A 24,713-nucleotide genomic window follows, 5' to 3' on the forward strand; every position below is an offset into this window, starting at 1 on the left:
GGGGCCGCCCGGGGGGCTGGATCCGGTCATCCCCGGGGTCCGGGCGGCACCGGCCGCCGGGGCCGCCGTACAGTACGCGCGCCAACTGTCCGCCGCGCGCCCGGGGATGCCCGCGTCCCGTGGGGACCGAGCGCCTCAGGGCATGATGTGCGGAACAGGCGGAAGCAAGGGCCCGGGAGACTGAACTCGTCCCGGGAAGGGTAGGGTACGTATTGCCCCCTTTTATGCCCAGCAAGCGCCGTCGCGCGAGGAGTTGTCACACCATGGCAGGCCGGCACGCCCAGCCCAGTGAGCGAATACGCCTGTCCCGACGCGGCAAGGCCGCCGGGGGTGCGGCCGTGGTGGTGCTGGTGGGCGCCGCGCTGTGCGCCTGGCCCGCCTCGGGGGACGATCACCGCGCCGACGGCACCTCTGTCACGGCGCAGGACCGCCCCGCCGCCGCGTCGTCCAAGCAGCGGCCGACCGGCCTCAAGCAGGGCTCGCCCGTCCGGTCCGAGCCGGGCAACATCCCCGGGCTCGACACGTCGATGCGGGACCGCATTCCGGCCAAGTCCCGGCAGGTCCTGGTCGTCACGGGCGAGGACACCGACTCCCACGACTCCACCGTCACGCTCTACACCCGCGCCAAGGGCTCCGAGAAGTGGCACGCGGGCGACGCCTGGCCGGCACACAATGCCGCCAAGGGCTGGACGAAGGATCACCATTACGGCGACCTGCGTTCCCCGGAGGGGGTGTTCACGCTGAGCGACGCGGGCGGCAAGCTGGCCGCGCCGCGCGGTACGAAGCTGCCGTACGACCACGACTCCTCCTTCGTGGCCAACGGGTCCGGCGTGGAGGGCGAGCCGCTGGCCGGCGCCTTCGACTACGTGATCGCGATCGACTACAACCGCGTGCCGGGCTCCTCGCCGCTGGACGGGCGGCGCCCCGAAGGCGCGGACAAGGGTGGCGGCGTCTGGCTGCACGTCGACCACGACGGCCCGACCCAGGGGTGCGTCAGCCTCAAGGCCGACAAGATGCGCGAGCTGCTGCGCACCCTGGACCCGGCCCAGCACCCGGTCATCGTGATGGGCCCCTCGGGCCCTTGAGCCCAGGCCCCTGAGCCCGGGTGACCGAGCCGGGGCCTCTGAGCACGGGCCTCTGAGCACGGGCCTCTGAGCCGGGGTGTCCGAGTCGGGGTCTCTGAACCGGGGGTGTACGAGTCCTGACCGGCGGGACCGGACCGGCGCAACCGGATCGGCGCAACCGGATCTCCGCGACCGCCCAGCCCCGCCCCGCCCCGAGGCCAGGCGGCGCGGCCTGCCCGGCGCCGTATGCCGCGTGGTACGCATGACGCATGGCTGACGTACCGGGCACCCCGTCCCGCATTCCGCACGGCCCCCGTGAGCACGAGCTCCGTGAGCACGACATCCGTGAGCACAGCCCCCGTGAGCACGGTCCCCGTGACGCGCTGACGGACGTACCGGGCCTCCGGGTCGGGCACGCGCAGCGCATCGACAGCGGGCACCTCACCGGCACGACCGTCGTCCTCGCCCCCGAAGGCGGCGCGGTCGCCGCCGTCGATGTCCGCGGCGGCGGACCCGGCACCCGCGAGACGGACGCGTTGGACCCGCGCAATCTGGTGCAGCGCGTGGACGCCGTCGTCCTGACCGGTGGCAGCGCCTTCGGGCTGGACGCGGCATCGGGCGTGGCGGCCTGGCTGGAGGACCACGGGCGGGGCTTCCAGGTGGGGCCGGAGCCGACCCAGGTGGTGCCGATCGTGCCGGCCGCCGCGCTCTTCGACCTCGGGCGGGGCGGCGACTGGCGGGCCCGCCCGGACGCGGCGCTCGGCCGGACGGCCGTGGAGGCGGCGCACCGCACCGCTCCGGGCGCGGCGGTACCGCAGGGCAACGTGGGCGCGGGGACGGGCGCGGTGGCCGGCGGACTGAAGGGGGGCGTCGGCACGGCGAGCGTCGTGCTGGCCTCGGGAGTGACGGTGTCGGTGCTGGCGGTGGTCAACGCCGCCGGTTCGCCGGTCGACCCGGCGACCGGACTGCTCTACGGGCGGCTGTACCAGGGCGAGACGCAGCCGCCGGCGCCCGAGGCGCACGCGGCGGCGGTGCGGCGGCTGGCCGCGGCCCGCGCGGAGTCGGCCGCCCGCTCGGCGGAGTCGGCACGCCCACCGCTGAACACCACCCTCGCCGTCGTGGCCACGGACGCCGCCCTCACCCGCGCTCAGGCGCAGAAGTTGGCGGGTACGGCGCACGACGGGCTGGCCCGCGCGATACGCCCGGTGCATCTGCTCTCGGACGGCGACACGGTCTTCACGCTGGCCACCGGGGACCGGCCGGTGGCGCCGGAGAGCGCGACGGCCGATCCGGCGTTCGCCGTACACGCGGAGGCCGGCGCGGTCAACGAGATCCTGGCCGCCGGCGCCGATGTGCTGACCCGCGCCGTCGTGAAGGCCGTACTGGCCGCGGAGAGCGTGGCGGGGCCGGGCGGCGTCTTCCCCTCGTACAGCGACCTGTACGAGGAGCCCGGAAGCGGCTGAGCGCCCTGAGAGCCCTGAGGGCGCTGAGAGCACTGGCGGGACTGCGGGCGTTGAAGGCCCTGGTCCTCACACTCCTGCCGCGCCCCGGCACACCGCACCGCACCGCTCCCGCCCGATCACCGTACGAATCCCGGTGGTAGAAACGGCCTTATGTCCATACCGCCGCCCACACTTGTCCAGCCCGCCCCCGCGACGCAGTCCGCCCCACGGCGCCGGTTGTGGTGGCACCGGCTGGTTCTGGGGCTCTGGTACCGCCCCGTGGAGGTGCTGGACGAGGCGCGTGACCGCGGTGCGTGCAGCGCCGCGGTGCTGCTGACGCTGCTCAGCGGCGCGCTGGGACTGCTGGCTTCGGGGACGTTCCGGTCCCAGTGGCGGACCGGGCCGCGCGAGGTGGCGTGGCAGCTCGCCGGCATCACAGAGGCGGGGGTGCTGGTCGCCAGCCTCGGACTGGGGCTGGTCACGCACGCCATGGCCCGCACGCTCGGTGGCAACGGCCGCCTCCGCCCGACGGCCAGCCTGTTCGTCGTGGTGTTCTGGGTGACGGACCTGCCGCGGCTGCTGCTGGCCTTCGTCCTCCCCGAGCAGCATCCCGTCGCCCAGGCGGTGGCGCTGACGACCTGGGGTTTCGGCTGCGCGCTGGCGGTGCTGCTGATCCGGGGTCAGCACCATCTGCCGACGCTGCGGGCGGTGGGCGCGGTGGCGGTCCAGATGCTGGCGTCACTGGCGCTGCTCAAACTCGGCTCGGTCGGCTGACACCCACTCACCGGCCACCCACAGCCACCGCCCCGCAGCCTGACGCCCACTCATCGGCCACCGGCAGCCACCCCCCACAACCTGACGCCCACTCACCGGCCACCGGCCACAGACCACCGGCCCCAGCCCGTCGGCTGACACCCGCTCACCCGCTGACCCACCGACTGTCGGGGGGCCGGCGGTGCTGCCGTCTCAGTGACGCCTGGTCAGTTCGCGAACCAGTCCGGCGAACGCCTCGCGCTCGGCCGCGGTCAGCTCGACGCTCTCCGACGGCGGGACGACCTGCCGCGGTACGGCCTTCAGCAGCCGCGGTGCCGTACCCGGCGGCTGGGGCGCGGGGCGGTCCCTGCGGACGGTTCTGATCAGCCCGACGGCCCAGGCGAGGGTCGCGAGCAGCAGGACGGCCAGGCCGATCTGCTGCAGGGTCGAGACGGAGGGGAGCATCCGGTCCTCCATGGCGTACGGGCGCGGCGCCGGCGCGCTCGGCACCGTCGACTGACGCGGATCAGTAGACACCACGCCTCGGCACTTATGACAGGTTTTTATAGGACTTAGGCCCCGAAGTGATGCATCTCCCATCACTACCGGACCTTCCCGCATCACTCAGGGTCCTTCCCGCATCACGCCACAACCATCCCTCATCCCACCGCATCAGGTGCGCCCCCCTCAAGAAACGCCGGTACGACCGCATGAATCCGGCCACGATTCCGCTCCGCCCTCGCAATAATCCGGCGGTCCGCGGCGCGGTGTACCGAATTCCGCCCGTTTCACCGGTACGTCCGCACCACTCCTACGCGGTGGGGTCCGGCGGGGCACGTTGGACGCATCGGCGGGTTCCGCCCGGCCAAGATCGTCCGCCAGCATGGCGGCGCACCACTCACTCGATACGACAACCGGCCCAGCCGTACGGAAAAGCCGGACAACCGGCCCACCCGACCACTGGACCACCGGACAAGCCGAATACCCGACGGAGGAGTGCGCGTGGATCGTACGGACCTGCCGAAGCCGCTCGACGGGGTGCTCGTCGCCGACTTCAGCCGGGTGCTGGCGGGGCCGCTGGCCGCCGCGACCCTGGCCGACCTGGGCGCCCGGGTGGTGAAGGTCGAGCGGCCCGGGGCCGGCGACGACACCCGGTCCTGGGGCCCGCCGTTCGCGGCCGACGGCACCGCCGCGTACTTCGATGCCGCGAACCGCTCCAAGTACGGCCTCGCCCTGGACCTCTCGGCACCGGACGACGCCGAGGCCGCCCGCGAGCTGGCGACCAGGGCCGACGTCCTGATCGAGAACTTCCGGCCCGGCGCGCTGGCCAAGTACGGCCTGGACCCGGCGTCCTCGCTCGCCGCCAACCCGGGCCTGGTGCACTGCTCGATCACCGGCTTCGGCTCGGGCGAGGGCGCCCACCTGCCCGGCTACGACTTCGTGGTGCAGGCGGTCGGCGGGCTGATGAGCATCACCGGCGAGCCCGGCGGGCCGCCCCTGAAGGCGGGCGTGGCGCTGGTGGACGTCCTCACCGCGAAGGACGCGACGACCGCGATCCTGGCGGCGCTGCGCCACCGGGACCGTACGGGCGAGGGCCAGCACGTCGAGGTGAACCTGCTGTCCTCGCTACTGGGTTCGCTGGTCAACCAGGCCTCCGGCCATCTGGCCACCGGCCGCGACCCGGGCCCGATGGGCAACCGGCACCCGAGCATCGCGCCGTACGAGACGCTGGCCTGCCGCGACGGGCTGCTGGCGGTCGCGGTGGGCAACGACCGGCAGTTCCGCGCGCTGGCCACGGCGCTGGGCGCCCCGGAACTGGCGGACGACCCGCGGTTCGCGACCAATCCGGACCGGGTGGCGCACCGTACGGAGCTGGTCAAGGAGCTGGAGGCGCGGCTGGCCGGGGACACCCCGCGCGGCTGGACCGAGCGGCTGAGCGCGGTATCGGTGCCGTGCGGCCCCGTCAACACCCTCAGCGAAGCCATCGAATTCGCGTCCGAACTAGGGCTGGATCCGATCGTTCCGGTCGGCGCGGATCGGGTACCGCAGGTACGCAGCCCGCTGCGGCTCTCGCGTACGCCGGTGGCCGAACCCACCGCGCCGCCGCGGCTGGACGAACACGGTGCGCAGCTCCGGGAGTGGTTGGCCGGCCCATCCGACCAGCCACTTCACCCACACGTGTGACATCTGTCACAACATATGGAGAGCTGCAACCAAAACGGCTCACAGTCGCTGTTTAAGAAACAGTGGACCAACACTCTTGCCAGGAGCAGCTCGTGACAACGCCGGACAACGCCGCGCCCGCACAGCCCCGCAATTCGCGCCCCGCGCGCTCGCTGCGGCGTCGCGGCCTCGCGGCGGCCGCACTGCTCGCGGCCGGCGCACTGGCCCTGACCGCCTGTGGTGGTGACGCCACGGGAGCCGGGAACAAGGACGGCCAGGCCGGGGCCGACGCCGCGGCCGCCAAGGACGCCTCGGACGCAAAGATCAAGGTTTCGGCGAAGGACGGCTCCAACGGCGCCAGCATCAACGGCACGAACGTCAAGGTCAGTGGCGGCAAGCTGACGCAGGTGACGCTCACCAGGGCCGACACCGGTGAGAAGATCGCCGGTTCGATATCCGGCGACGGCGCCAGCTGGAAGCCGGACGTACAGCTGGAGCGTGGCACCAAGTACCAGCTCGCCGCGAAGGCCAAGGACTCCGACGGCCGGGCCGCGACCGAGAACTCCACGTTCACCACGGTCTCGCCCGCCAACAGCTTCATCGGCACCTTCACCCCGGACGACGGCAAGACCGTCGGCGTGGGCATGCCGGTGTCCTTCAACTTCGACAAGGCCATCACCGACCAGAAGGCCGTGCAGTCGCACATCACGGTGACGTCCAGCAGCGGCCAGGAGGTCGTCGGCCACTGGTTCGGCAACCAGCGCCTGGACTTCCGTCCGCAGGACTACTGGAAGGCCGGCTCCAAGGTCACGATGAAGATAGACCTGGACGGCGTGGAGGGCGCCAACGGCGTCACCGGCGTCCAGGACAAGACGGTCACCTTCACCGTCGGCCGCTCCCAGGTCTCCACCGTCGACATGAACACCCAGACCATGACGGTCGAGCGGGACGGCAAGACCCTCAAGAAGATCCCGATCTCCGGCGGCAGCCCCGAGAACCCGACCTACAACGGTCAGATGGTGATCTCGGAGAAGTTCAAGGAGACCCGGATGGACGGCTCCACGGTCGGCTTCACCGGCAAGGACGGCAAGGGCGAGTACGACATCAAGGACGTGCCGCACGCCATGCGGCTGTCCTCGTCCGGCACGTTCATCCACGGCAACTACTGGGGCTCGCCCTCGATCTTCGGCCAGGCGGGCACCAGCCACGGCTGCGTGGGCCTGCGCGACGTCAAGGGCGCCAACGGCGACACCCCCGGCAAGTGGTTCTTCGACAACTCGCTCATCGGTGACGTGGTCGTCGTGAAGAACTCCAAGGACGAGACGGTCAAGCCCGACAACGGCCTCAACGGCTGGAACATGTCGTGGGACCAGTGGAAGGCCGGCAGCGCCGCCTGACCACTCACTCCACTCACTCGCTACGCGAAGACAGACACCACCCCGCTGCCGGGCACTGGCAGCGGGGTGGTGTGCTTTCGGGGGCGGTCCGCCCGTACGGGAGCACCGGACCGCTCGTACAGGAGCGCCGAACCGCTCGTACAGGGGCGGACCGCTCGTACAGGAGCGCCGGACCGTCCGCGGTGGCGGGGCGCGTCAGACCGCGACCGGCTCCTGCCAGCTCTCGGCGGCCGGTTGCTCCGCGTCCTCGGCGGCTGCCGGAGCGCCCTGCTCCGTACCGGACTTCCGCAGCCCCTTGAGGACGACCACCAGGGCGGTGCTGACGGCCACGCCGGCCACGATCGCCACCAGGTACAGCAGCGGCTGACCGATCAGCGGGACCACGAAGATGCCGCCGTGCGGGGCGCGCAGGGTGCAGCCGAAGGCCATCGACAGCGCGCCGGTGACCGCGCCGCCCGCCATCGAGGCGGGGATGACGCGCAGCGGGTCGCCCGCGGCGAACGGGATAGCGCCCTCGGTGATGAACGAAGCACCCAGCACCCAGGCGGCCTTGCCGTTCTCCCGCTCGGCCTTGGTGAACAGCTTGCCGCGCACGGTCGTCGCCAGCGCCATGGCCAGCGGCGGGACCATGCCGGCCGCCATCGCCGCCGCCATCACCTTCAGGCTGCCGTCGTTGGGGTTGGCCAGGCCGCCGACCGCGAAGGCGTACGCGACCTTGTTCAGCGGACCGCCGAGGTCGAAGCACATCATCAGGCCGAGGATCACGCCCAGGATGACGGCGTTGGCGCCGGTGAGGCCGGACAGCCAGTCGGTCAGCGCCTTCTGCAGCGCGGCGATCGGCTTGCCGATGACCAGGAACATCAGGAACCCGACCACCGCCGAGGAGATCAGCGGGATCACCACCACCGGCATGATGCCGCGCAGCGGCGCGGGCACACGCACCCGCTGGATCGCCATCACCACCGCGCCCGCGAGCAGACCGGCGATCAGACCGCCGAGGAAGCCCGCGTTGACGGTCAGCGCGATCGAGCCACCCACGAAGCCGGGTACCAACCCCGGCCGGTCGGCCATGCCGTACGCGATGAAGCCGGCCAGTACGGGCACGAGGAAGGTGAAGGCGACGTTGCCGACCTGGAAGAGCAGCGCGGCCCAGCTGCTGGTGTCCGTCCAGATGAAGTGCTCGGCGACGGACGGGGCCTTGTCGATCCGGTAACCGCCGATGGCGAACGCCAGGGCCATCAGCAGGCCGCCCGCCGCGACGAACGGCACCATGTAACTGACACCGGTCATCAGCCACTTGCGCAGCCGGGTGCCGAAGCCGTCCTGTTCCTCGGCGCCGCGGTCCATCGGTGCGTCGGAGCGCGTGGTCGGCGTACCGACCTCGCCGCGCGCGGCCTTCTCCCGTACCTCGGCGATCAGTTCGGCGGGGCGGTTGATGCCGGCCTTCACGCCGACGTCGACGACCGGCTTGCCGGCGAACCGGTCCCGGTCCCGCACCTCCACGTCGTGCGCGAAGATCACGCCGTCCGCCGCCGCGATCACCGCGGGGTCGAGGCGGGTGAACCCGGCCGAGCCCTGCGTCTCCACGACCAGCTCCACGCCGGCCGTCTCGCCCGCCTTCGTCAGCGACTCGGCGGCCATGTAGGTGTGCGCGATGCCGGTCGGGCAGGAGGTGACGGCGACGATCCGGAACGGGGCCCCGGCGGGAGCCGTTGCGCCCGTGGCGGTCTCGTTCCCAGCGGCGGGCGCGCCGGCTTCGGCAGCCACGGGCTCGTCCGTTTGGGCGGCGGCATGAGGAGCAGGGGCAGCAGGCTTGTCGGTCGCCGAGGTGGCAGGTGTGCTGGCATCCGCGGTGGCAGGCTTGCCGGCATCCGAGGTGGCGGGTTCGCCGGTCGTCGGAGCGGCGGGCTCGTCGGCTTCCGCCGGCTCGTCGCCCCGTACGAGCGCGGCCGCCCGCTCCGGGTCGTCCGCCGACCGCAGCGCCCCGGTGAACTCCGCGTCCATCAGGTGCCGGGCCAGCGTCGAGAGGATCGACAGGTGGTCGGCGTCGCCGCCGGCCGGGGCGGCTATCAGGAAGATCAGGTCGGCCGGGCCGTCCGCCGCGCCGAAGTCGATGCCGGCCGCGCTGCGCCCGAAGGCCAGCGTCGGCTCGGTGACATGGGCGCTGCGGCAGTGCGGGATGCCGATGCCGCCGTCCAGCCCGGTGGGCATCTGGGCCTCGCGCGCGGCGACGTCCGCGAGGAACCCGTCCAGGTCGGTGACGCGACCGGCCGCCACCATCCGTTCGGCCAGCGACCTGGCGGCCGCTTCCTTGGTGTCGGCGGACAGGTCGAGGTCGACCAGGTCCGCGGTGATCAGCTCACTCATCGCGGGCTCCCTCTGTATTCCCGGCCCGTCCGGGCGACCAGCCCGGCCGGTGCTTGAGGACGAACGTCTGCCGGGCGATCCCGGCGTACAGAACCGTTCATGACACGGCCTCCGTCAGGGGGCGGTCCATCGGGACCACGTCGGTCACCGTCACGTCCGACGGCCGCAGGTCGCCGGGGGTCGGCATCACACTGCCCGGCAGCTGCACCGCAGCCGCGCCGTGCGCCACCGCTTCGGCGAGCGCACGCGTACCCGTACCGCCGGCCGCGAGGAACCCGGCCAGCGAGGCGTCCCCGGCGCCGACGTTGCTCCGTACGGCGTCCACCTCGGCGGTGCCGTAGTACGTGCCGGTGGCGTCGACCAGCAGCTGCCCGTCGGCGCCGAGCGACGCGAGCACCGCCTCGGCGCCCATCGCGCGCAGCTCCTCCGCCGCCTTGACCGCGTCGCCGATGGTGGCGAGCGGGCGGCCGACGGCCTGCGCCAGTTCCTCGGCGTTGGGCTTGACCACGTCGGGGCGGGCACGCAGAGCGGCCGTCAACGACGGCCCTGAGGTGTCCAGGGCGATCCGGGCCCCGGCCCGGTGCGCGCGGGCGACCAGGTCGGCGTACCACTCGGGGGCCAGGCCGCGCGGCAGGCTGCCGCAGCAGGCGATCCAGGCGGCGCCCGTCGAGCGCTCCCGTACGGTCTCCAGCAGCGCTTCGGACTCGGCCGGCGACAGCTCGGGCCCGGCTGCGTTGATCTTGGTGAGGGTGCCGTCGGGCTCGGCGACCGCGATGTTGGAGCGGGTGGCCCCGGCCACCGGCACCGGCGCGACCTCTATCCCCTCGGCCACCAGCAGGTCGGCCAGCGCCTGCCCGGCCGGCCCGCCGACCGGCAGCACGGCGAGCGTCTCGTGCCCGGCGGCCGCGACCGCACGGGAGACGTTGACGCCCTTGCCGCCGGGATCGACCCGGTCGGCGCCGGCCCGCAGCACGGCGCCGCGCTCCAGGCCGGGCACCTCGTACGTGCGGTCCAGGCTGGGGTTGGGGGTGACGGTGAGGATCATGCGCGTACTACTTCCGTGCCCGCGCGCTCGATGGCGAGGGCGTTCTCGGGGCTGAGCCCGGTGTCGGTGATCAGGAGGTCGACGTCGGAGAGGTCGCCGAAGCGAGCGAAGTGTTGCTGCCCGAACTTGGCGGAGTCGGCGATCAGCACGACCCGGCGCGCCGCGGCGATGATCGCGCGCTTGACGGCGGCCTCGGCGAGGTCGGGCGTGGTCAGGCCGCCTTCCAGCGAAAAGCCGTTGGTCGCGAGGAAGAGCACGTCGGCGTTGATCTCGCGGTAGGCGCGCAGCGCCCAGTCGTCTACGGCGGCCCGCGTACGGTGCCGGATGCGGCCGCCGACGAGGTGCAGGGTGAGGCCGGGGTGGTCGGCGAGGCGGGCGGCGACCGGCAGGCCGTGGGTGACCACGGTGACGTCGGACTCCAGGGGAAACTCCGCGGCCAGCCGGGCGGCGGTGGTGCCGGCGTCCAGGATCACGCTGCCGTCGTCGGGCAGCTCGGCGAGGGCGGCCCGCGCGATGCGGTCCTTCTCGTCGGCGGCGACGGTGTCCCGCTCGGCGAGGTCGGGCTCGAAGTCCAGCCGGCCCGCCGGTATGGCCCCGCCGTGCACCCGGCGGACCAGTCCGGCGCGGTCCAGCGCCTTCAGGTCACGCCGTACGGTCTCGGCGGTGACCTGGAATTCCTCGGCGAGGGAGAGGACGTCGACCCGCCCGCTGTCCCGGGCGAGGCGCAGGATCTCCTGCTGTCGTTCCGCTGCGTACATGCGACCTGGGTCCGTTCCGTTCCTGTCCGATTTCTGCCCAGTTCCTGCCTGAACCCTGTCCGGTTCCTGTCCGGTTCCTACCCGTGCGATGCCCGAACGTGTGGTTTCACCAGCAGGCTACGCCCGGATTTCTGCAAAGTAAACAGACTCGGGCACGAGACAGACACAAACGGGCATGACGGAGCTGACGGGTCGGCTCGCCGACGATGGTGCGGCCCCTGGCCGGCCGCGGACAGGAAAGAGCCCCGGCGCACGGGGGAGGGCGCCGGGGCTCGTACAGGGGGTGGTGCCGAAGCGGTTGCAGCAGTTGCAGTCGCTGCCGTCGTTGAAGCCGTTGAAGCGATTACGCCGCGGCGTCGAAGCCGGTGTCGTGCGCCATCCGCTTCAGCTCCAGCAGCGCGTGCTTCTCTATCTGGCGGATCCGCTCACGGGTCAGACCGTGCTGCTTGCCGACCTCGGTCAGGGTCCGCTCGCGGCCGTCCTCTATGCCGTACCGCGCCTTGATGATCGAGGCGGTGCGGCCGTCGAGGCGGTCGATCAGGTCCTCCAGCTCCTCACTGCGCAGCAGCGTGAGCACGGACTGCTCGGGCGAGGCGGCCGAGGTGTCCTCCAGCAGGTCGCCGAACTGCGTCTCGCCCTCGTCGTCCACGGACATGTTCAGGCTGACGGGGTCGCGGGCCCAGTCCAGCACGTCGCTGATCCGCTCGGGCTTGGCGCCCAGCTCGGCAGCGATCTCCGCGTGCTCCGGGTCGCGGCCGTGCTCGCGGTTGAACTCGCGCTGCACGCGTCGGATCCGGCCCAGCTCCTCGACCAGGTGGACGGGCAGCCGGATGGTGCGGGACTGGTCGGCGATGGACCGCGTGATCGCCTGGCGGATCCACCACGTCGCATACGTGGAGAACTTGAAGCCCTTGGCGTAGTCGAACTTCTCAACCGCGCGGACCAGGCCGGCGTTGCCCTCCTGGATGAGGTCGAGCAGCGGCAGGCCGCTGCGCGGGTAGCGGCGGGCGACCGCTACGACCAGGCGGAGGTTGGACCGGATGAAGACGTCCTTGGCCTTCTCGGCCTCGTCGACCAGGACCTGCAGCTCCTCCGGCGTCGCCCCGGCAGCGTTCCCGTCGGTCACCTCGCCGTCCAAGATCTGCCGGGCATAGACACCCGCCTCGATGGTCTGCGACAGCTCGACCTCTCTGGCAGCGTCGAGCAGGGGGGTACGCGCGATCTCGTCGAGGTACATGCCGACCAGGTCGCGGTCGGCGATCTCCCCGCCTACGGCGCGAACACTGTTGGCCCCGTCAGCACCGCTCGTGGTGGGCTGACGACGGGCGACGGCACGGGTTGCCATGCGTGTGCTCCCTTAGCGATGAGTCGGTCGCGGGATGGTGGCGGCCGGGACACCTGATCCCTGCTGTCTGCGGGCCGGGTGCCCCCGTCTGATGGAAACAACGGCTGGAAACCGGACAGAATTCCCTCGGCGACCCCTCGTTTTTCTGATCATGCAGTACCCTGCATCCCCACCGAGGGAGGCCACGGCATGTCGGGGTGCGGGGAAGTGCAGGTCAGACCGGGCGTCGAGGCCGACCTGGCGGCCCTCACGGATATCTACAACCACTACATCCGTGAGACGGCGATCACATTCGACACCGAGCCGTTCACCCCCGAAGAGCGCCGTCCTTGGCTGCTCTCCCACCCCCAAGACGGTCCTCACCGCCTTCTGGTTGCCCGGGAGGGCGTGGACGACGGGTCCGGCCGGCTCCTCGGCTACGCGACCACCAGCCCCTTCCGCCCGAAGCCCGCGTACCGCACCTCCGTCGAGGTCACGGTCTACCTCTCCCCCGAGGCGACCGGCCGGGGCGCCGGCACGCTGCTCTACAAGGCGCTCTTCGAGGCCCTGGAGGGCGAGGACGTGCACCGCGCGTACGCGGGCATCGCGCTCCCCAATCCCGGCTCCACCGCCCTGCACACCCGTTTCGGCTTCCGCCACGTCGGTACGTACGGCGAGGTGGGCTTCAAATTCGGCCGCTATTGGGACGTCGCCTGGTACGAGAAGAGACTCGACGAGCACTGAGGGGCGGCGGCTCCGGCCCCCCGTAGGCCCGTAGGACAGGAGACCCGTAGGCGCGGAGGCCAGGAGGCCCCTGGGCGCGGAGCCAGGAGACCCGTAGGCGCGGAGGCCAGGAGGCCCCTGGGCGCGGAGGCCCGCTACCGGCTGCCCACTGCCCGGGCTGCTCCAGTTGACGGGGACCACAGCGGGGTGCCTCCTGGAAGGAGGCGAGAGAGAGGAGCCGTCATGCAGACGCACGCTCGCACCCGCACCACCGCGGCCGCCGCCCCCCGCCGGCACACCGTGGCGGTCACCACCGGCGTCCCCGTCGTCGGCGGCGTCGCCTATGGCATCTACGCCGGGCTGCTCGACCACAGCACCGGGTCCTCCAGCGTCCACGCGTTCCTGCTGGGCCTGATCGCCACCGTGGTGACCGTGGTCCTCGGGCTGGCCCTGATGCGCGTCCAGGACCGGATGATCATCGAGATCCGGGCGCTGGCCTACGGCGTGCTCTTCGGGGCCACGATGGGCTTCCTGTACAGCCTCGCGGGAACGTCCACGGCACTGAAGGCGACGGGTTACGGCGCGCTCTTCGGCGCGATCATGCTGGCGGTCTCCCTGTACCTCTTCCGGAACCACGACTCCCCGGGCGCACGGCGGTAGCCCCGGCCCTGGAGAAGCCCTGGAGAAACCAGGAGAAACCGTGAGACCTCCACCCCGGCCCTGGAGAACTCCCACTCCCCTAGGAATCGGTGGTGGGGGCGTCCTCGACGGCCGGGGCGCCCCCGACCGCCGAGGCTTCCTCGACCGCCGGGGCGTCGTCGTTGCCGCGCCGGATGGTGCGCAGCGACGCGCCCGGGCACCAGGCTTCCAGCACGATGTGCGGGTCCTGCACACGGGTGCGCACCACCTCGGTGAGCTCCACCCGGAAGAGATGGAACGGCAGCGGCGTCGCCGCCTCCGCCGAGTACCGGGCGAGCACCTCGGCGTCGGCGACCTCCACGGCCCGCCCCGCGATCCGCACGTCCCCGTCCACCACGTCCGATCCCCCGCCCGGGTTGGCGTACAGCGCGAACCGCGGGTCGCGCCGCAGGTCCCTCGCCTTCCGTGAGCCCGACATCATGCCGAGCCACAGCTCGCCGCCGCGGAAGTCGGCCTCCAGGCCGGTCAGCCTCGGGGAGCCGTCCGCCCGCAGTGTCGCGAGTACGTGGTGCGGGTAGGCGCCGAACCGCCGCTCGGCCCACTCCGCGAGCGCGGGTTCCGCCGCCGCGAACTCCGACCAGCCGGCCGCCTTCTTGTCCTGCGTGCGCCGCGCCTCATGCGCCGTGTTCGTCATGTCTTCACCCTGAGGGCCATACCGGACGCCTCCTGTCGGGTATGACGGCCGACTTCGTTGCGGTCCCGTCCGAGCGCCGGGCGATCCCTCTTGCTGCGTCCTCCCGGCCCCCTATGGGGCGTACGCCCGGCGGCATAGGACGGACGGCGTAGGGCGGCCGTTCGAGGGGCATCGGGACCACAGTCCGTTACGCGCCCTCCCCCGCCTCCCTAGCCTCGGCACATGGACACCACAGACGCTTCCGCGCACTCCACCGACGGCACTCTCGACGAGGCGTTGCAGCGGCTGCACACACACGGCCCGGAGTTCCACGGGTACCTCAGCAACCACGGCCCGATGGCGGTCGAGGCGCTGGTCCGGCACGGCCGGGCCGACTCCGTGCACCGCTGGCTCGACGCCTACGAGACGCAGCTGGAGGACCGCCCGCGCGCCGACAGCGCCGTCACCGACGCCAACTGGCGGGAGGCCCTGGGCGACCCCCGCCGGGTCACCGACTGGACCGCGTACATGGGCCGGCAGCTCGACGACCGCCCGTGGCGCGAGGTGCTCGCCGAGTGGTGGCCGCGGCTGCTCCCCGGGATCGCGGGCGCCGCCACGCACCCGGTCATCCGGGTCGGGCACGCCGTCCGCACGCTCACGGAGGACGGCGAGGAGGAGCCTCGCGTGGCGGAGCTGGCCCACGCACTCGGCTACTGGGCGGCGCGCCACCTTCCCCTCGGGGACGTACCGGCCCCTGCGGGCCAGGACGGCCCGGAAACCGCGCTGTGGGAGGTGCCGCCGGTACCGGAGCAGGAGGGCGGCATCCGGGAGCGGCTGGCCCAGCTGGCGGCGACGCCGGGCTGGCCCGCCGCGGCGGCGGCGCTGCGTCCCGCGGCCGGGCCGGCGGACGCGCGGGCGCTGCTCGCCGAGGTCGTCGCGGCGGCCACCGCCCGGTACGCGGTGGACGCGGCCGCCGCGCCGGTGATGCTGGTGCACGCGGCGACGGCCCCGAATGCCGTCCTGCGGACGCTCCCGGCGCTCCCCGAGCACCTGTGGGTGTCGAGCCTGCACGCCGCCTGGGCCGCGAGCGCGGCGGTGACGGCGGCCTACGCGCCCCGCCGCACCGGCCGCCCGCAGGGCCCGCGGAACGCCGCACACAGCGCCTCGGCCGAGACGCCGGACCGTCCCCGCCCCGATGCGTTGGCCGACGCTTTCGAGCGGGCGGCGGCGCACGGAGACGCGCACGCGATCAAGCTGACGGACACCGCGCTGGACGTGGCCGCCACGACCGGCCGCCCTGAAGCCCTGCGGGCAGCGCACCAGGCCGTCACGCTGATCCCCCGAGAGCGCTGAGCCTCCGGGCCACCCTTGTTAAATATTCAAGAGGTGCGAGACCAATGAGACAGTGGATGGTATGAGCAACGACATGGCCGGTGAGCCGCGCTGGCTCAATGACGAGGAGCAGTACGCCTGGCAGTCGTACCTGCACGCCACCACCCTGCTGGAAGATCACCTCGACCGTCAGCTGCAGCGTGACGCCGGCATGCCGCACATCTACTACGGCCTGCTCGTCCAGCTCTCCCAGGCGCCGCGCAGACGGCTTCGGATGACGGAGCTGGCCCAGAACGCCAAGATCACCCGGTCCCGGCTCTCGCACGCCATCGCCCGCCTGGAGAAGAACGGCTGGGTCCGGCGGGAGAACTGCCCGTCGGACAAGCGCGGCCAGAACGCCGTCCTCACGGACGAGGGTCTGAAGATCCTCCAGGAGGCGGCCCCCGGCCACGTCGCGACCGTACGGGCCGCGGTCTTCGACCGGCTCTCCCCCGAGCAGGTACGGCAACTCGCCGACATCTGCCGGACCGTGGCGGACGGGCTGCAGCCGAACGGCGCCGACCTCCCCTGGCTGCGCTGACCGCAGCCCCCGAGGACGCGGTGCCCGCCGGCTACGAGAAGCACAGCGCACCGCGCACCGCAGACCGCGCACCTGAAGCGACGTATCGCGCACAAGTAGCAGCGCCACACGTAGGGAAACAGCGCCACCCGTAGGGAAGCAGCGCCTCACGTACACGAAAAGGGCGCCCTTCACGTACACGGAAGGGGCGCCTCACATACACGAAAGGGGCGCCCCGAGGGGCGCCCCTTCCTCCTGTTCGGCGTCAGTGCGCCATCACGGGCACCGGCACTTCCTCGGCGGCGTCCGCGCCGTCCGCCGAGCTCGCGACCGGCGTACCGGCCCCGGGCCGCCCGGTGTTGACGAAGACGAACGCGATGGCCGAGGCGAGGGCCAGGATGCCCGCCGCCCACCAGATGGCGGTCGTGTAGCCGTGCACCATCGACTGCAGCTGGAGGACGTCGGCAGAGCGCGCACCGGCCGCGTGTGACCTCGCGTACGCCGTGGTGGCGCCGGCCGCGATGGTGTTCAGCAGGGCCGTACCGATCGCGCCGCCCACCTGCTGCGAGGTGTTGACCATCGCCGAGGCCACACCGGCGTCCTGCGCCCGCACACCGTGCGTGGCCAGCGACATGGCCGGCATGAAGGCGGTGCCCATACCGAGGCCCAGCAGCAGGAACGCGGGGAGGATCAGCGCCGGGTACGACGTGTCCAGGTCGATCCGGGTCAGCGTCAGCATGCCCAGCGCGGCGAACAGGAAGCCGGGGGCCATCAGGAGCCGCGGCCGGACCCGGGTCATCAGCCGGGCGCCGATCTGCGTCGACCCGGTGATCATGCCCGCGATCATCGGAAGGAAGGCCAGACCGGTCGTGACCGGCGTGTACCCCTTCACGACCTGCAGGTAGTAGGTCAGGAACAGGAAGAGACCGAACATGCCGATCACGGCGAGGCCGAGCGAGGCGTAGACGCCCCCGCGGTTGCGGTCGGTGACCACCCGCAGCGGCAGCAGCGGCGTCCGCACCCGGGACTCCACGACCGCGAAGGCCACCAGCAGCACGCCGGCCGCCACGAAGAGGCCGATGGTCGCGCCGGCGCTCCAGCCGTCGGACTCGGCGCGCGTGAACCCGTAGACCAGCGAGACGAGTCCGGCCGTGGCCAGGACGACGCCGGGGACGTCGAGCCGGGAACGGTTGCGGCCCGCCGCGGGCTCCCGGATGACCAGCAGCGCGCCGGCCGCCGCGACCACGGCGAACGGGATGTTCACGAAGAAGGTCCAGCGCCAGTCCAGGTACTCGGTCAGCACGCCGCCGAGGATGAGGCCGACGGCGCCGCCGCCACCCGCGATGGCACCGAAGATGCCGAACGCCTTGGCCCGCTCGCGCGCCTCGGTGAAGGTCACCGCGAGCAGCGACAGCGCGGCCGGCGCCAGCAGCGCGCCGAACACGCCCTGCAGCGCGCGGGCACCGAGCAGCATCCCGGTGCTGCCCGCCGCGCCGCCGAGCGCGGAGGCGAGCGCGAAACCGGTCAGGCCGATGACGAAGGTGCGCCGGCGACCCCACAGGTCGGCGACGCGGCCCCCGAAGAGCAGCAGTCCGCCGAAGGCGAGGGCGTACGCGGTGATGACCCACTGCCGGTTGCCGTCGGAGATCCCGAGGTCCGCCTGAGCGGAGGGCAGCGCGATGTTCACGATCGTCGCGTCGAGCACGACCATGAGCTGGGCGAGGGCGATGAATATGAGCGCTTTCCAGCGCCTGGGGTCCACGGTCTGGACGGTTTTGGACATGGGTGGATCCACCTAGGGTGCGAAGAAGAAAGAAAAAGGTCGTGTGAGGCGAGGCGTAAAGGCGTGGCGTGCGCCGGGCGTTCGTGCGTGGTGTGCGGCGCGAGCCAGACGTTCGTGCGCGGTGTGCGGCGCGAGCCGGGTGTTCGTGAGCAGTGGACGGTGGGCGGCGTGGACCGGTTGTGGGAAGGAGTGCCGGCTACCGGTGACGGATCACCGGTGACCGGCCGTACGAAGCGGGGAGCGGGCGGCCTCCGTCACCGCCGGCATTGCTGCCGGAGGTCGTCCAAGGTGGCTGCCGAGCCGGGCAGTTCGGACCTCGCCGGAGCCATCAGACCGTCCAGGAACAGCTGGAGGTGGCGGTGCACGAACCTGTCGAAGTCGGTGCAGCGGTTGCCCGGCAACGGCCGCGTGAGCTGGGTGATCGCGACCATCAGGTCGCCGACGGCGATGTCGGCGCGCAGTCGGCCGCTCTCGCGCGCGGCGCCCATGAGGGACTCGACGGCCCGCTCCAGACGGTCCCGCGCGGCGAGCAGGTCGGGGTGGTCCTTGTCGACGCCATCGGAGAGGAGCGGACAGAGCGCTCCGATGCGCTCCTCGACGGCGGCGTGCACGAAGGCCCGGAGTGCCTGGAACGCGTCGTCGCCCTCCGCCGCGAGCGCGCGCTCCGCACGGTCCGCCGTGCGGTCCAGAACGGAGAGCATGACGTGGCGGAGCAGGTCGGCACGGTCCGGGAAGTGCCGGTAGAGGGTGGCGTTGCCGACGCCGGCCCGGCGCGCGACCTCGTCGAGCGGGACCTCGGCCCCGTGCTCGACCATGATCTCGCGAGCGGCCGCCACGATCCGCTCCCGGTTGCGCTGCGCATCGGCCCGCAGTCGGGGCTGGGACGTCTTCGTGGCGGCGGTGGAAGCGGTGTTCACGTCGGCTCACTCCTTTCGGGTACGGCGTACGATTCCGGAAACGGGGAGCAGCTCCCCGCTTCGCGCGGACGACTGGTTGAACGGGGACGCACTCCCCGGTTATTTCCCGCTTCGAATGTGACCTGCCACACACCCGAGTGTCACGCCGGCGCCCCAGGGGCGCCCGCCACCGGATGACGTAACCCGGCGGGCAGGCGCGCGCTCGCCGCCCCAGGGTGAGCACATGAGGCAGATACCGTCCGCCCTGCTCGTCACCACGGCCCTCGCGGTCGCGCTGGTCGTACCGGCCTTCGAAACGACGGGGTCCCGCTTCGGCGGCGACCGGCACGGCGACAGCAGGCCGGCCACCTCACCGCCCTCGGATGCGCGGCGCGGCGCGGCCCTACGGGGGCGGGGCGACGCGCCACACGAGGACGGCGACGGGCGCGGCCACGAGGACGGAGACGGGGACGGTATACGAAGAGCCCCTGGAGCGGCGGCCAGACACCTCCCGGCGTCCTCCTCGTCCCCTCCCCCGGGTACACGTGGCGCCGTCCCGGCCCTGCCCGCCGGCCCCTGCGCCCTCCCCGGCTCCGTGACCGGCGTGTCCGAGGCGGCGGCCACCCCGCCCGGCTTCGTCCGCCCCACCGGCCGCGTACGGGCCCTCACGGTGCTCATCGACTTCCCTGACGTACGCGCCGGGATCAGCCCCCGCGAGCGCTACGGCGAGTTCTTCCCCGCCGCCACCCGCTTCTTCCGCGGCAGCTCCTACGGCATGCTCGACTACCGCTCGACGCCCGTCCTGAAGTGGTTCCGGATGTCCCGCCCCCTGGCCTCGTACCGCGTCGGGCGCGGCACCTCCTTCAGCCCCGCTTCCAAGAACGGCTACTACGCGCTGGCCAAGGAGATCGTGCACGCCGTCGACCGCACGGTGGACTTCCGCGCCTACGACCTGGTGAACGTGCTGGTCACGCCGCAGGCAGGCCCGCCGGCGACCGAGAACGTCTGGTCCGTCACCTTCAGCGGCGGACCGCTGGGCCTGAAGACGGGCGACGGGACGCATCTGAAGAACGTGTCGTTCATCTGGAGCCGGCAGACCGGCCCGAGCGCGTACCGGGTCCTCAACCACGAGAACGCGCACTCCTTCGGCCTGCCCGACCTGTACTTCACGGACGGGCGCGCCGACCCGCACCCGGTGGGCCACTGGGACCCGATGGACGTGGACTGGGGACCCGAGAACGACTTCCTGGGCTGGCACAAGTGGAAGCTGGGGTGGCTGGCCCCGGACCAGGTGGACTGCGTGCACCTGCCCGGCTCGGTCACCACCCACCGACTCACCGCGGCCACCGTACCCGGCGGGACGAAGATCACCGTCGTCCCGGTCTCGAAGCACCGCGCCTACGTCGTCGAGGCGCGCCGGGCCGGTCCGCTCGACCCGACGGCCTGCCGACCCGGCGTCCTGGTCTACCGCGTCGCCACCGATGTCCCGTCGGGCAAGGGCCCGGTCCGGGTGTTCGATGCCACCCCGAAGAGCGCCGGCTGCTTCCAAGAGGACCCGAACGTCCGCGCGGACCTGACGGACGCCACGTACCGCCCCGGCCAGACCTTCCGCGCCGACGGCGTATCGGTCCGGGTCCTCGAGGACCACCCGGCGGCCGGCAGTACCGGCAGCACGGCGGACACCTTCCGCGTACGGATCACCACGCTCCGACAGCACTGATCACCGAGGGCGGCGGGCCCCGACCCCACTGACGACCCCGGGAGTTCGCAGGGCGCACGCCAACCGAGCGACCCCCCGGAGCAGGGCCTCCATGCACAGTAGTTCCCGAACCCAATCCCGATCCCGAGCCCGAGCCCGATGCCCGAGACCGGCTCCCGAGTCAGCTACCGGAGGCCGGCCCTTGAGCCAGCTTCCCGAGTCCGGCTCCCGAGCCAGCTTCCCGAGTCCGCCGCCCTCCGGCGCTCAGCGCTCAGTCCTTCCAGTGCCGCCGCCCCAGGCTGATGAGCCGCAGCTGCCTGCGCGCCCGTTCGGCGAGCCGGTCGCGGGCGGCAGTGTCGCCGTCGTCCGCGGCGTCCAGGAGGGCCGACGCGGTCATCACGAGGTGGTCGACGTACATCTCGGCGAGCATCAGCAGGTCGTCGTCGCTCCAGCCGTCCGACACCGGCTGCTCCCGCAGCGCCGCCGCGACCTCGTCGGCGAACCGCGCCAGTTCGGCGGCTATCGCCCTGCGCACCGCCCGTACGCCACCGTGCCGCTCGCGCGCGATGAAGCGGATGTGCGCCGGGTTCTCGCGCACGAAATGCTCGACGACCGCGACCGTACGATCGATCCGCTCCTCGGCGTCCGGCTGCTCGGCGAGGATCGCGCGAACCACCCCGTGCAGGCTGCCGAGCGATTCCTCGACCAGCGCGACGCCGAGGTCGGGGATGTCCCTGAAATGCCGGTAGAACGCCGCGGGGGCCACCCCCACCAGCCGCGTCACCTCCCGCAGCCCGATGCTGCTGAGGCTCTGCTCCGCCAGCAGCCGCAGCCCGGCGTCGAGGAGCGCCTGTCGGGTCTTCTGCTTCTGCGCCTGCCGGACGCCGGTGGTGTGACTCATGCCATTCAGTAAACATCCGTTCTCCGACGCGATCCACCCCGGGGGCGCGCTAGACTCATAAGTCAGTGAACAAGTGTGACACCAACTGTTCACCCAACCGAACGATCAAGGCCACTCACCTCACCTGGAAGGGCCAGAAATGATCTTCCTCGTCGCAGCCTTGCTCCTCCTGGGAGTGCTCGTGGGCACCGCGGCACACCTTCCGCTCGCCGCGACGCTCACCGCGGCCGCCGCGATCGCCGCCTGGCTGCTGATCTTCGCTGTCCGCGAATACCGCGCGAAGGAGGCCCGTCGATGACCACCCTCATCCACCGCCGCCCCGACACCGAGTCCGACGAGACCCGTACCGCCGCCGACACGCCCCGTACCGGCGCCGACGACACCCGTACCGGCGCGACCGAGGTGCAGGCCGAGTCCGGCACCGAGTCCGGCACCGGGTCCAGCACCGAGTCCGGCTCCGGCGCCGCGACCGGCGCCCGCCGCAAGGGGACCCAGGCCGACGGCATGGCCGTGGCCTCCTTCATCCTCGGACTCGTGGGCCTGCTGGTCATGAACCTCGTCCTGGGTCCGCTCTCCCTGGTCCTGGGCGCCATCGCCCTCCACCGGGGCACCACCCGGCGCGGCCGCGCCCTCCTCGGCATGACCCTCGGCGCCGCGGACCTCATCGTCCTGGCCGCCATCGTCACCGCCGACGGCACGGTCAGCTGGCACTTCCCCGCGTGACCCGGGCCGCCCACGGGGCCGCGCCACGCCACCACCGGGGCGTCGGAACCGTCTGACCACCCAGCGGCGAGACCGGGCGCGACCCCATCCGCTACCCTGTTCACGGCCAGCCGATGGTGCGTACACCGCCCGCCGTGACCCTTCACCCAGGGCGCACCGCACCACCACTGACCGCCCGCCTCCGTAGCTCAGGGGATAGAGCACCGCTCTCCTAAAGCGGGTGTCGCAGGTTCGAATCCTGCCGGGGGCACCAGGACGAAGGCCCCGACCGAATCGGTCGGGGCCTTCGGCGTGTGTGGCGACGGAACGTTGTGGCAACCGCACTGGAAGCTATGGGTGGTTGAGGCGCGGGGCCGGCGTATCCGCACTATGGAACGGGAGTTCTTACGCCGCTTCAGTGATCTTGTCGGGTGCGGGCAAGCCGCGGGCGACTACCCCGGGCCGGCACGGTTAGGTGAGAGCGTGGCAAGTGAACTCTTCACGCACCCGCGGGCCTTCGCGGGTGCGCGTACGACGTCGTGGTCGGTGATGTAGGTGGGGCACGAGGTCTCCCTGCACCGATACGGGACCGGCTGTCCGCGCCGCCGGGTGGTGGAAGGACGGCGTCGGCGGGGACCGGCGGTCGGGGGGTGCGGATGTCCGCGCTGAGCAGCATGGCGGCGGCCGTGCCCGCCGCGGGCGAGGCCCCCGGGCGTGGCGCAGGGGCGGGAGGTGACGGAGCGGAGCTCTTCGCGTGGGCGCGGGAGCTCGTCACGCCCGCGCTGCGCCGGGCGGTCGAGGACCTGCCCGCGCCGCAGCGGGAGATCGTCGGGTATCACCGCGGCTGGCACGGAGTGGCGGGGCCCGCCGCGCAGGGCGGTGGGAAGGCCGTACGCCCGGCCCTCGCCTTCCTGTCGGCGATGGCGGTCGACACGCCGCCCGGGAGCGTGGTCCCCGGAGTGGTCGCCGTCGAGCTGGTGCACGACTTCTCCCTCCTGCACGACGACGTCATCGACGCGGACCCGCTGCGTCGCCACCGGCCCGCCGTGTGGGCGCGGTACGGGAGCCCTGCGGCGGTGCTGACCGGCGACGCCCTGCTGGTCAGGGCGCTCGCCGTACTCGCCGCTGACGCTCGGCCGTACAGCGCGCCGGCCACCGGGGAACTGTCCCGCATGCTGGCGGACTTGCTGCGCGGCCAGAGCCAGGACGTGGCCTTCGAGAGCACCGCCCGGGTGCGCCCCGAGGAGTACTTGGAGATGGCCGCCGGGAAGACGGGGGCCCTGATGGCGTGCGCGTGCGCGCTGGGAGCGCTGCACGCGGCCGGCCAGGGCGGCGAACGCGGCGGGCCGCGCGCTGAGCGGGCCCTTGTCGCACCGGCTGTCGTCGAAGGCGAAGCCCCAGTACACCCACAGCGACGTCCACAACAGTCGGTCGTCGGTGGCGGCATCGGGGGCGAACCGGGCGAAGAAGTCGGTGCTGCAGGTGGCAACGGTCCAGGCCCGCTCCTCGTCGGTCGCGCACATCGGGCTGCGCCGGATCCACTCCTTGGCCCGTTCGTCGACGAGGTGAGCACGCGGGTGCCGGGCCGACTCCAGGGGGCAGAAGTGTGGCGGGAGATCGATCTCGTTGACGGTCACTGCCATGAACGGCACCTCTAGCCATGGACGACGGCGGCTCGGACGCCCTCATCCTGCACGGGACCACGCGGGGCGATCGTGATCTACATGCATCTGCCAGGCATCCCCCTCTAACAGGGCAGGAGGCGCGTGATGTTGACGGTCAGCTGCCGGGCGTCTCTTCCACCGCACCGCTCCCCTTCGTGGCGCCGCCGTCCTCCGCCGAACCGTCTCCCCCCGAAGTCCCGGTCTCCCGCGCGCCTTCGTGGCCGGCGTCCTCGCCCGTCTGATTGTCGATCTGGGTGATGGCCCACTGGGCCCAGTCGCGGGACGCGGGGAGCATGTGCAGGCCGAAGCCTGCGGCGAGGTGCCCGAAGGCGAGCGGATCGGGCAGGACGCCGTCGTGCGGATCGAAGTTCGCGGACTCGACCAGCGCGGTCAGGGCATCGAGGTCCCGCTGGACCGCCGCCGCGTAGTCCGCGAGCACGCTGCGCGCCTCCTTCGGGTCGAGCGCGAAGAGGAGGAACAGCCGCAGCACGAATTCGTTGCGGACCACGGGGGTGCGGGGCGGGTTCAGCAGCCAGTGCCGCAGGTCCGCACGGCCCGCCTCGGTGATCGCGTAGGTCTTGCGGCCACGCGCTCCCTCCTCGACGACCTCGGCGAGTCCGTCGGCGGCCAGCCTGTTGAGCTCTTGGTAGACCTGGTTGTGCTTGGCATGCCAGGCGTAGCGGTCCAGGCTCCGCTCGAACCTCTTGGTCAGCTCGTACCCGCTGCCCGCCTCGTCGGCAAGCAGCCCCAGCAGTGCGTACCGCAGCGACATCGCTCTTCTCCGCCCTTCTTCTTGCCACCACCGATACTAACTCAACGACATGTAGAA

General features: G+C 72.2%; 23 protein-coding genes and 1 tRNA gene. 14 read left to right on the forward strand and 10 right to left on the reverse strand.

What is annotated here, in order from left to right:
* The first annotated feature begins 263 nt into the window (after window positions 1–263).
* The 3 genes from IF20_RS09510 (at window position 264) to IF20_RS09520 (ending at window position 3,280) form a co-directional block, all read left to right on the forward strand.
* Window positions 264–1,085 (forward strand): L,D-transpeptidase family protein, encoded by an 822-nt coding sequence (locus tag IF20_RS09510; protein ID WP_110944021.1) that lies wholly within the window; start codon window positions 264–266, stop codon window positions 1,083–1,085.
* A gap of 248 nt (window positions 1,086–1,333) precedes the next feature.
* Entirely contained in the window at window positions 1,334–2,527 is a 1,194-nt protein-coding gene (locus IF20_RS09515; protein ID WP_110944022.1) for a P1 family peptidase, read from the forward strand.
* 150 nt (window positions 2,528–2,677) lie between these two features.
* Window positions 2,678–3,280, forward strand: coding sequence for a YIP1 family protein (locus IF20_RS09520; RefSeq protein ID WP_110944023.1), 603 nt, complete (start codon window positions 2,678–2,680; stop codon window positions 3,278–3,280).
* A 192-nt stretch (window positions 3,281–3,472) separates the two neighbouring features.
* Here IF20_RS09520 and IF20_RS09525 read toward each other — a convergent pair whose 3' ends face one another.
* Window positions 3,473–3,796, reverse strand: coding sequence for a hypothetical protein (locus IF20_RS09525; RefSeq protein WP_324605564.1), 324 nt, complete (start codon window positions 3,794–3,796; stop codon window positions 3,473–3,475).
* Window positions 3,797–4,255: 459 nt separating this feature from the next.
* Here IF20_RS09525 and IF20_RS09530 point away from each other — a divergent pair, with 459 nt between their 5' ends.
* Both IF20_RS09530 and IF20_RS09535 read left to right on the forward strand, forming a co-directional pair.
* Window positions 4,256–5,443, forward strand: coding sequence for a CaiB/BaiF CoA transferase family protein (locus IF20_RS09530; protein ID WP_407702473.1), 1,188 nt, complete (start codon window positions 4,256–4,258; stop codon window positions 5,441–5,443).
* A 92-nt stretch (window positions 5,444–5,535) separates the two neighbouring features.
* The gene (locus IF20_RS09535) at window positions 5,536–6,819 is read left to right on the forward strand and encodes a L,D-transpeptidase (RefSeq protein WP_407702474.1); all 1,284 of its coding nucleotides are present in this window, start codon (window positions 5,536–5,538) and stop codon (window positions 6,817–6,819) included.
* A 195-nt stretch (window positions 6,820–7,014) separates the two neighbouring features.
* Here IF20_RS09535 and IF20_RS09540 read toward each other — a convergent pair whose 3' ends face one another.
* From IF20_RS09540 to IF20_RS09555, 4 genes are all read right to left on the reverse strand, one after another.
* Window positions 7,015–9,186, reverse strand: coding sequence for a PTS fructose transporter subunit IIABC (locus IF20_RS09540; RefSeq protein WP_052864657.1), 2,172 nt, complete (start codon window positions 9,184–9,186; stop codon window positions 7,015–7,017).
* Window positions 9,187–9,283: 97 nt separating this feature from the next.
* Window positions 9,284–10,231: a 1-phosphofructokinase gene (pfkB, locus tag IF20_RS09545; protein WP_052864658.1), complete on the reverse strand. Its 948-nt coding sequence runs from the start codon at window positions 10,229–10,231 to the stop codon at window positions 9,284–9,286.
* Window positions 10,228–10,989 (reverse strand): DeoR/GlpR family DNA-binding transcription regulator, encoded by a 762-nt coding sequence (locus IF20_RS09550; RefSeq protein WP_052864659.1) that lies wholly within the window; start codon window positions 10,987–10,989, stop codon window positions 10,228–10,230. The genes pfkB and IF20_RS09550 overlap by 4 nt, the downstream gene beginning before the upstream one ends.
* Before the next feature lie 343 nt (window positions 10,990–11,332).
* Window positions 11,333–12,334, reverse strand: a complete 1,002-nt coding sequence (locus IF20_RS09555; protein ID WP_052864660.1) for a sigma-70 family RNA polymerase sigma factor — start codon at window positions 12,332–12,334, stop codon at window positions 11,333–11,335.
* A 189-nt stretch (window positions 12,335–12,523) separates the two neighbouring features.
* On the opposite strand from IF20_RS09555, the gene IF20_RS09560 reads away from it, so the two are divergent.
* Together IF20_RS09560 and IF20_RS09565 are read left to right on the forward strand one after the other, a co-directional pair.
* The gene (locus IF20_RS09560; RefSeq protein WP_052864661.1) at window positions 12,524–13,057 is read left to right on the forward strand and encodes a GNAT family N-acetyltransferase; all 534 of its coding nucleotides are present in this window, start codon (window positions 12,524–12,526) and stop codon (window positions 13,055–13,057) included.
* A gap of 222 nt (window positions 13,058–13,279) precedes the next feature.
* Window positions 13,280–13,696 carry a hypothetical protein gene (locus tag IF20_RS09565; RefSeq protein ID WP_052864662.1) on the forward strand — a complete coding sequence of 139 codons (417 nt, stop codon included), beginning with the start codon at window positions 13,280–13,282 and terminating at the stop codon, window positions 13,694–13,696.
* Window positions 13,697–13,775: 79 nt separating this feature from the next.
* On the opposite strand, the gene IF20_RS09570 is transcribed toward IF20_RS09565, so the two are convergent.
* The gene (locus tag IF20_RS09570; protein ID WP_052864663.1) at window positions 13,776–14,369 is read right to left on the reverse strand and encodes a pyridoxamine 5'-phosphate oxidase family protein; all 594 of its coding nucleotides are present in this window, start codon (window positions 14,367–14,369) and stop codon (window positions 13,776–13,778) included.
* A gap of 222 nt (window positions 14,370–14,591) precedes the next feature.
* On the opposite strand from IF20_RS09570, the gene IF20_RS09575 reads away from it, so the two are divergent.
* Both IF20_RS09575 and IF20_RS09580 read left to right on the forward strand, forming a co-directional pair.
* The gene (locus tag IF20_RS09575; protein ID WP_052864664.1) at window positions 14,592–15,701 is read left to right on the forward strand and encodes a questin oxidase family protein; all 1,110 of its coding nucleotides are present in this window, start codon (window positions 14,592–14,594) and stop codon (window positions 15,699–15,701) included.
* A gap of 61 nt (window positions 15,702–15,762) precedes the next feature.
* Window positions 15,763–16,260, forward strand: a complete 498-nt coding sequence (locus tag IF20_RS09580) for a MarR family winged helix-turn-helix transcriptional regulator (protein ID WP_052864665.1) — start codon at window positions 15,763–15,765, stop codon at window positions 16,258–16,260.
* Window positions 16,261–16,504: 244 nt separating this feature from the next.
* Here IF20_RS09580 and IF20_RS09585 read toward each other — a convergent pair whose 3' ends face one another.
* On the reverse strand, window positions 16,505–18,022 hold the full coding sequence (locus IF20_RS09585) for an MFS transporter (protein ID WP_052864666.1): 1,518 nt from the start codon (window positions 18,020–18,022) through the stop codon (window positions 16,505–16,507).
* Window positions 18,023–18,276: 254 nt separating this feature from the next.
* A complete protein-coding gene (locus IF20_RS09590) occupies window positions 18,277–18,939 on the reverse strand; it encodes a TetR/AcrR family transcriptional regulator (RefSeq protein WP_052864667.1) in 663 nt (220 codons plus the stop codon).
* Between the two features lie 223 nt (window positions 18,940–19,162).
* On the opposite strand from IF20_RS09590, the gene IF20_RS09595 reads away from it, so the two are divergent.
* Complete coding sequence (locus IF20_RS09595; protein WP_052864668.1) at window positions 19,163–20,638, forward strand: M6 family metalloprotease domain-containing protein; 1,476 nt, start codon at window positions 19,163–19,165, stop codon at window positions 20,636–20,638.
* Between the two features lie 250 nt (window positions 20,639–20,888).
* Here the strand turns inward: IF20_RS09595 and IF20_RS09600 are convergent, their stop codons facing one another.
* Complete coding sequence (locus IF20_RS09600; protein ID WP_052864669.1) at window positions 20,889–21,518, reverse strand: TetR family transcriptional regulator; 630 nt, start codon at window positions 21,516–21,518, stop codon at window positions 20,889–20,891.
* Between the two features lie 139 nt (window positions 21,519–21,657).
* Between IF20_RS09600 and IF20_RS39065 the strand changes: the two genes are divergently transcribed.
* From IF20_RS39065 to IF20_RS09615, 4 genes are all read left to right on the forward strand, one after another.
* Window positions 21,658–21,816, forward strand: a complete 159-nt coding sequence (locus IF20_RS39065) for a hypothetical protein (protein ID WP_199896546.1) — start codon at window positions 21,658–21,660, stop codon at window positions 21,814–21,816.
* Window positions 21,813–22,241: a DUF4190 domain-containing protein gene (locus IF20_RS09605; protein ID WP_407702475.1), complete on the forward strand. Its 429-nt coding sequence runs from the start codon at window positions 21,813–21,815 to the stop codon at window positions 22,239–22,241. Before IF20_RS39065 ends, IF20_RS09605 begins: the two co-directional genes overlap by 4 nt.
* Before the next feature lie 177 nt (window positions 22,242–22,418).
* Window positions 22,419–22,494 (forward strand) — tRNA-Arg (locus IF20_RS09610).
* 382 nt (window positions 22,495–22,876) lie between these two features.
* Window positions 22,877–23,878 carry a polyprenyl synthetase family protein gene (locus tag IF20_RS09615; protein ID WP_052864670.1) on the forward strand — a complete coding sequence of 334 codons (1,002 nt, stop codon included), beginning with the start codon at window positions 22,877–22,879 and terminating at the stop codon, window positions 23,876–23,878.
* A 121-nt stretch (window positions 23,879–23,999) separates the two neighbouring features.
* On the opposite strand, the gene IF20_RS09620 is transcribed toward IF20_RS09615, so the two are convergent.
* A complete protein-coding gene (locus IF20_RS09620; protein ID WP_110944025.1) occupies window positions 24,000–24,656 on the reverse strand; it encodes a PadR family transcriptional regulator in 657 nt (218 codons plus the stop codon).
* Window positions 24,657–24,713: the final 57 nt, after the last annotated feature.

Source organism: Streptomyces niger, assembly GCF_000718305.1.
GTDB classification, from domain to species: domain Bacteria; phylum Actinomycetota; class Actinomycetes; order Streptomycetales; family Streptomycetaceae; genus Streptomyces; species Streptomyces niger.

What these genes read in the sequence shown, in the direction of transcription:
- IF20_RS09585 (WP_052864666.1), bottom strand. Translation starts at nt 18,022, where the DNA reads ATGTCCAAAACCGTCCAGACCGTGGACCCCAGGCGCTGGAAAGCGCTC.
- IF20_RS09560 (WP_052864661.1), top strand. Translation starts at nt 12,524, where the DNA reads ATGTCGGGGTGCGGGGAAGTGCAGGTCAGACCGGGCGTCGAGGCCGAC.
- IF20_RS09570 (WP_052864663.1), bottom strand. Translation starts at nt 14,369, where the DNA reads ATGACGAACACGGCGCATGAGGCGCGGCGCACGCAGGACAAGAAGGCG.
- IF20_RS39065 (WP_199896546.1), top strand. Translation starts at nt 21,658, where the DNA reads ATGATCTTCCTCGTCGCAGCCTTGCTCCTCCTGGGAGTGCTCGTGGGC.
- IF20_RS09600 (WP_052864669.1), bottom strand. Translation starts at nt 21,518, where the DNA reads ATGAGTCACACCACCGGCGTCCGGCAGGCGCAGAAGCAGAAGACCCGA.
- IF20_RS09575 (WP_052864664.1), top strand. Translation starts at nt 14,592, where the DNA reads ATGGACACCACAGACGCTTCCGCGCACTCCACCGACGGCACTCTCGAC.
- IF20_RS09605 (WP_407702475.1), top strand. Translation starts at nt 21,813, where the DNA reads ATGACCACCCTCATCCACCGCCGCCCCGACACCGAGTCCGACGAGACC.
- IF20_RS09620 (WP_110944025.1), bottom strand. Translation starts at nt 24,656, where the DNA reads ATGTCGCTGCGGTACGCACTGCTGGGGCTGCTTGCCGACGAGGCGGGC.
- IF20_RS09510 (WP_110944021.1), top strand. Translation starts at nt 264, where the DNA reads ATGGCAGGCCGGCACGCCCAGCCCAGTGAGCGAATACGCCTGTCCCGA.
- IF20_RS09555 (WP_052864660.1), bottom strand. Translation starts at nt 12,334, where the DNA reads ATGGCAACCCGTGCCGTCGCCCGTCGTCAGCCCACCACGAGCGGTGCT.
- IF20_RS09615 (WP_052864670.1), top strand. Translation starts at nt 22,877, where the DNA reads ATGTCCGCGCTGAGCAGCATGGCGGCGGCCGTGCCCGCCGCGGGCGAG.
- IF20_RS09595 (WP_052864668.1), top strand. Translation starts at nt 19,163, where the DNA reads ATGAGGCAGATACCGTCCGCCCTGCTCGTCACCACGGCCCTCGCGGTC.
- pfkB (WP_052864658.1), bottom strand. Translation starts at nt 10,231, where the DNA reads ATGATCCTCACCGTCACCCCCAACCCCAGCCTGGACCGCACGTACGAG.
- IF20_RS09515 (WP_110944022.1), top strand. Translation starts at nt 1,334, where the DNA reads ATGGCTGACGTACCGGGCACCCCGTCCCGCATTCCGCACGGCCCCCGT.
- IF20_RS09565 (WP_052864662.1), top strand. Translation starts at nt 13,280, where the DNA reads ATGCAGACGCACGCTCGCACCCGCACCACCGCGGCCGCCGCCCCCCGC.
- IF20_RS09540 (WP_052864657.1), bottom strand. Translation starts at nt 9,186, where the DNA reads ATGAGTGAGCTGATCACCGCGGACCTGGTCGACCTCGACCTGTCCGCC.
- IF20_RS09580 (WP_052864665.1), top strand. Translation starts at nt 15,763, where the DNA reads ATGAGCAACGACATGGCCGGTGAGCCGCGCTGGCTCAATGACGAGGAG.
- IF20_RS09550 (WP_052864659.1), bottom strand. Translation starts at nt 10,989, where the DNA reads ATGTACGCAGCGGAACGACAGCAGGAGATCCTGCGCCTCGCCCGGGAC.
- IF20_RS09520 (WP_110944023.1), top strand. Translation starts at nt 2,678, where the DNA reads ATGTCCATACCGCCGCCCACACTTGTCCAGCCCGCCCCCGCGACGCAG.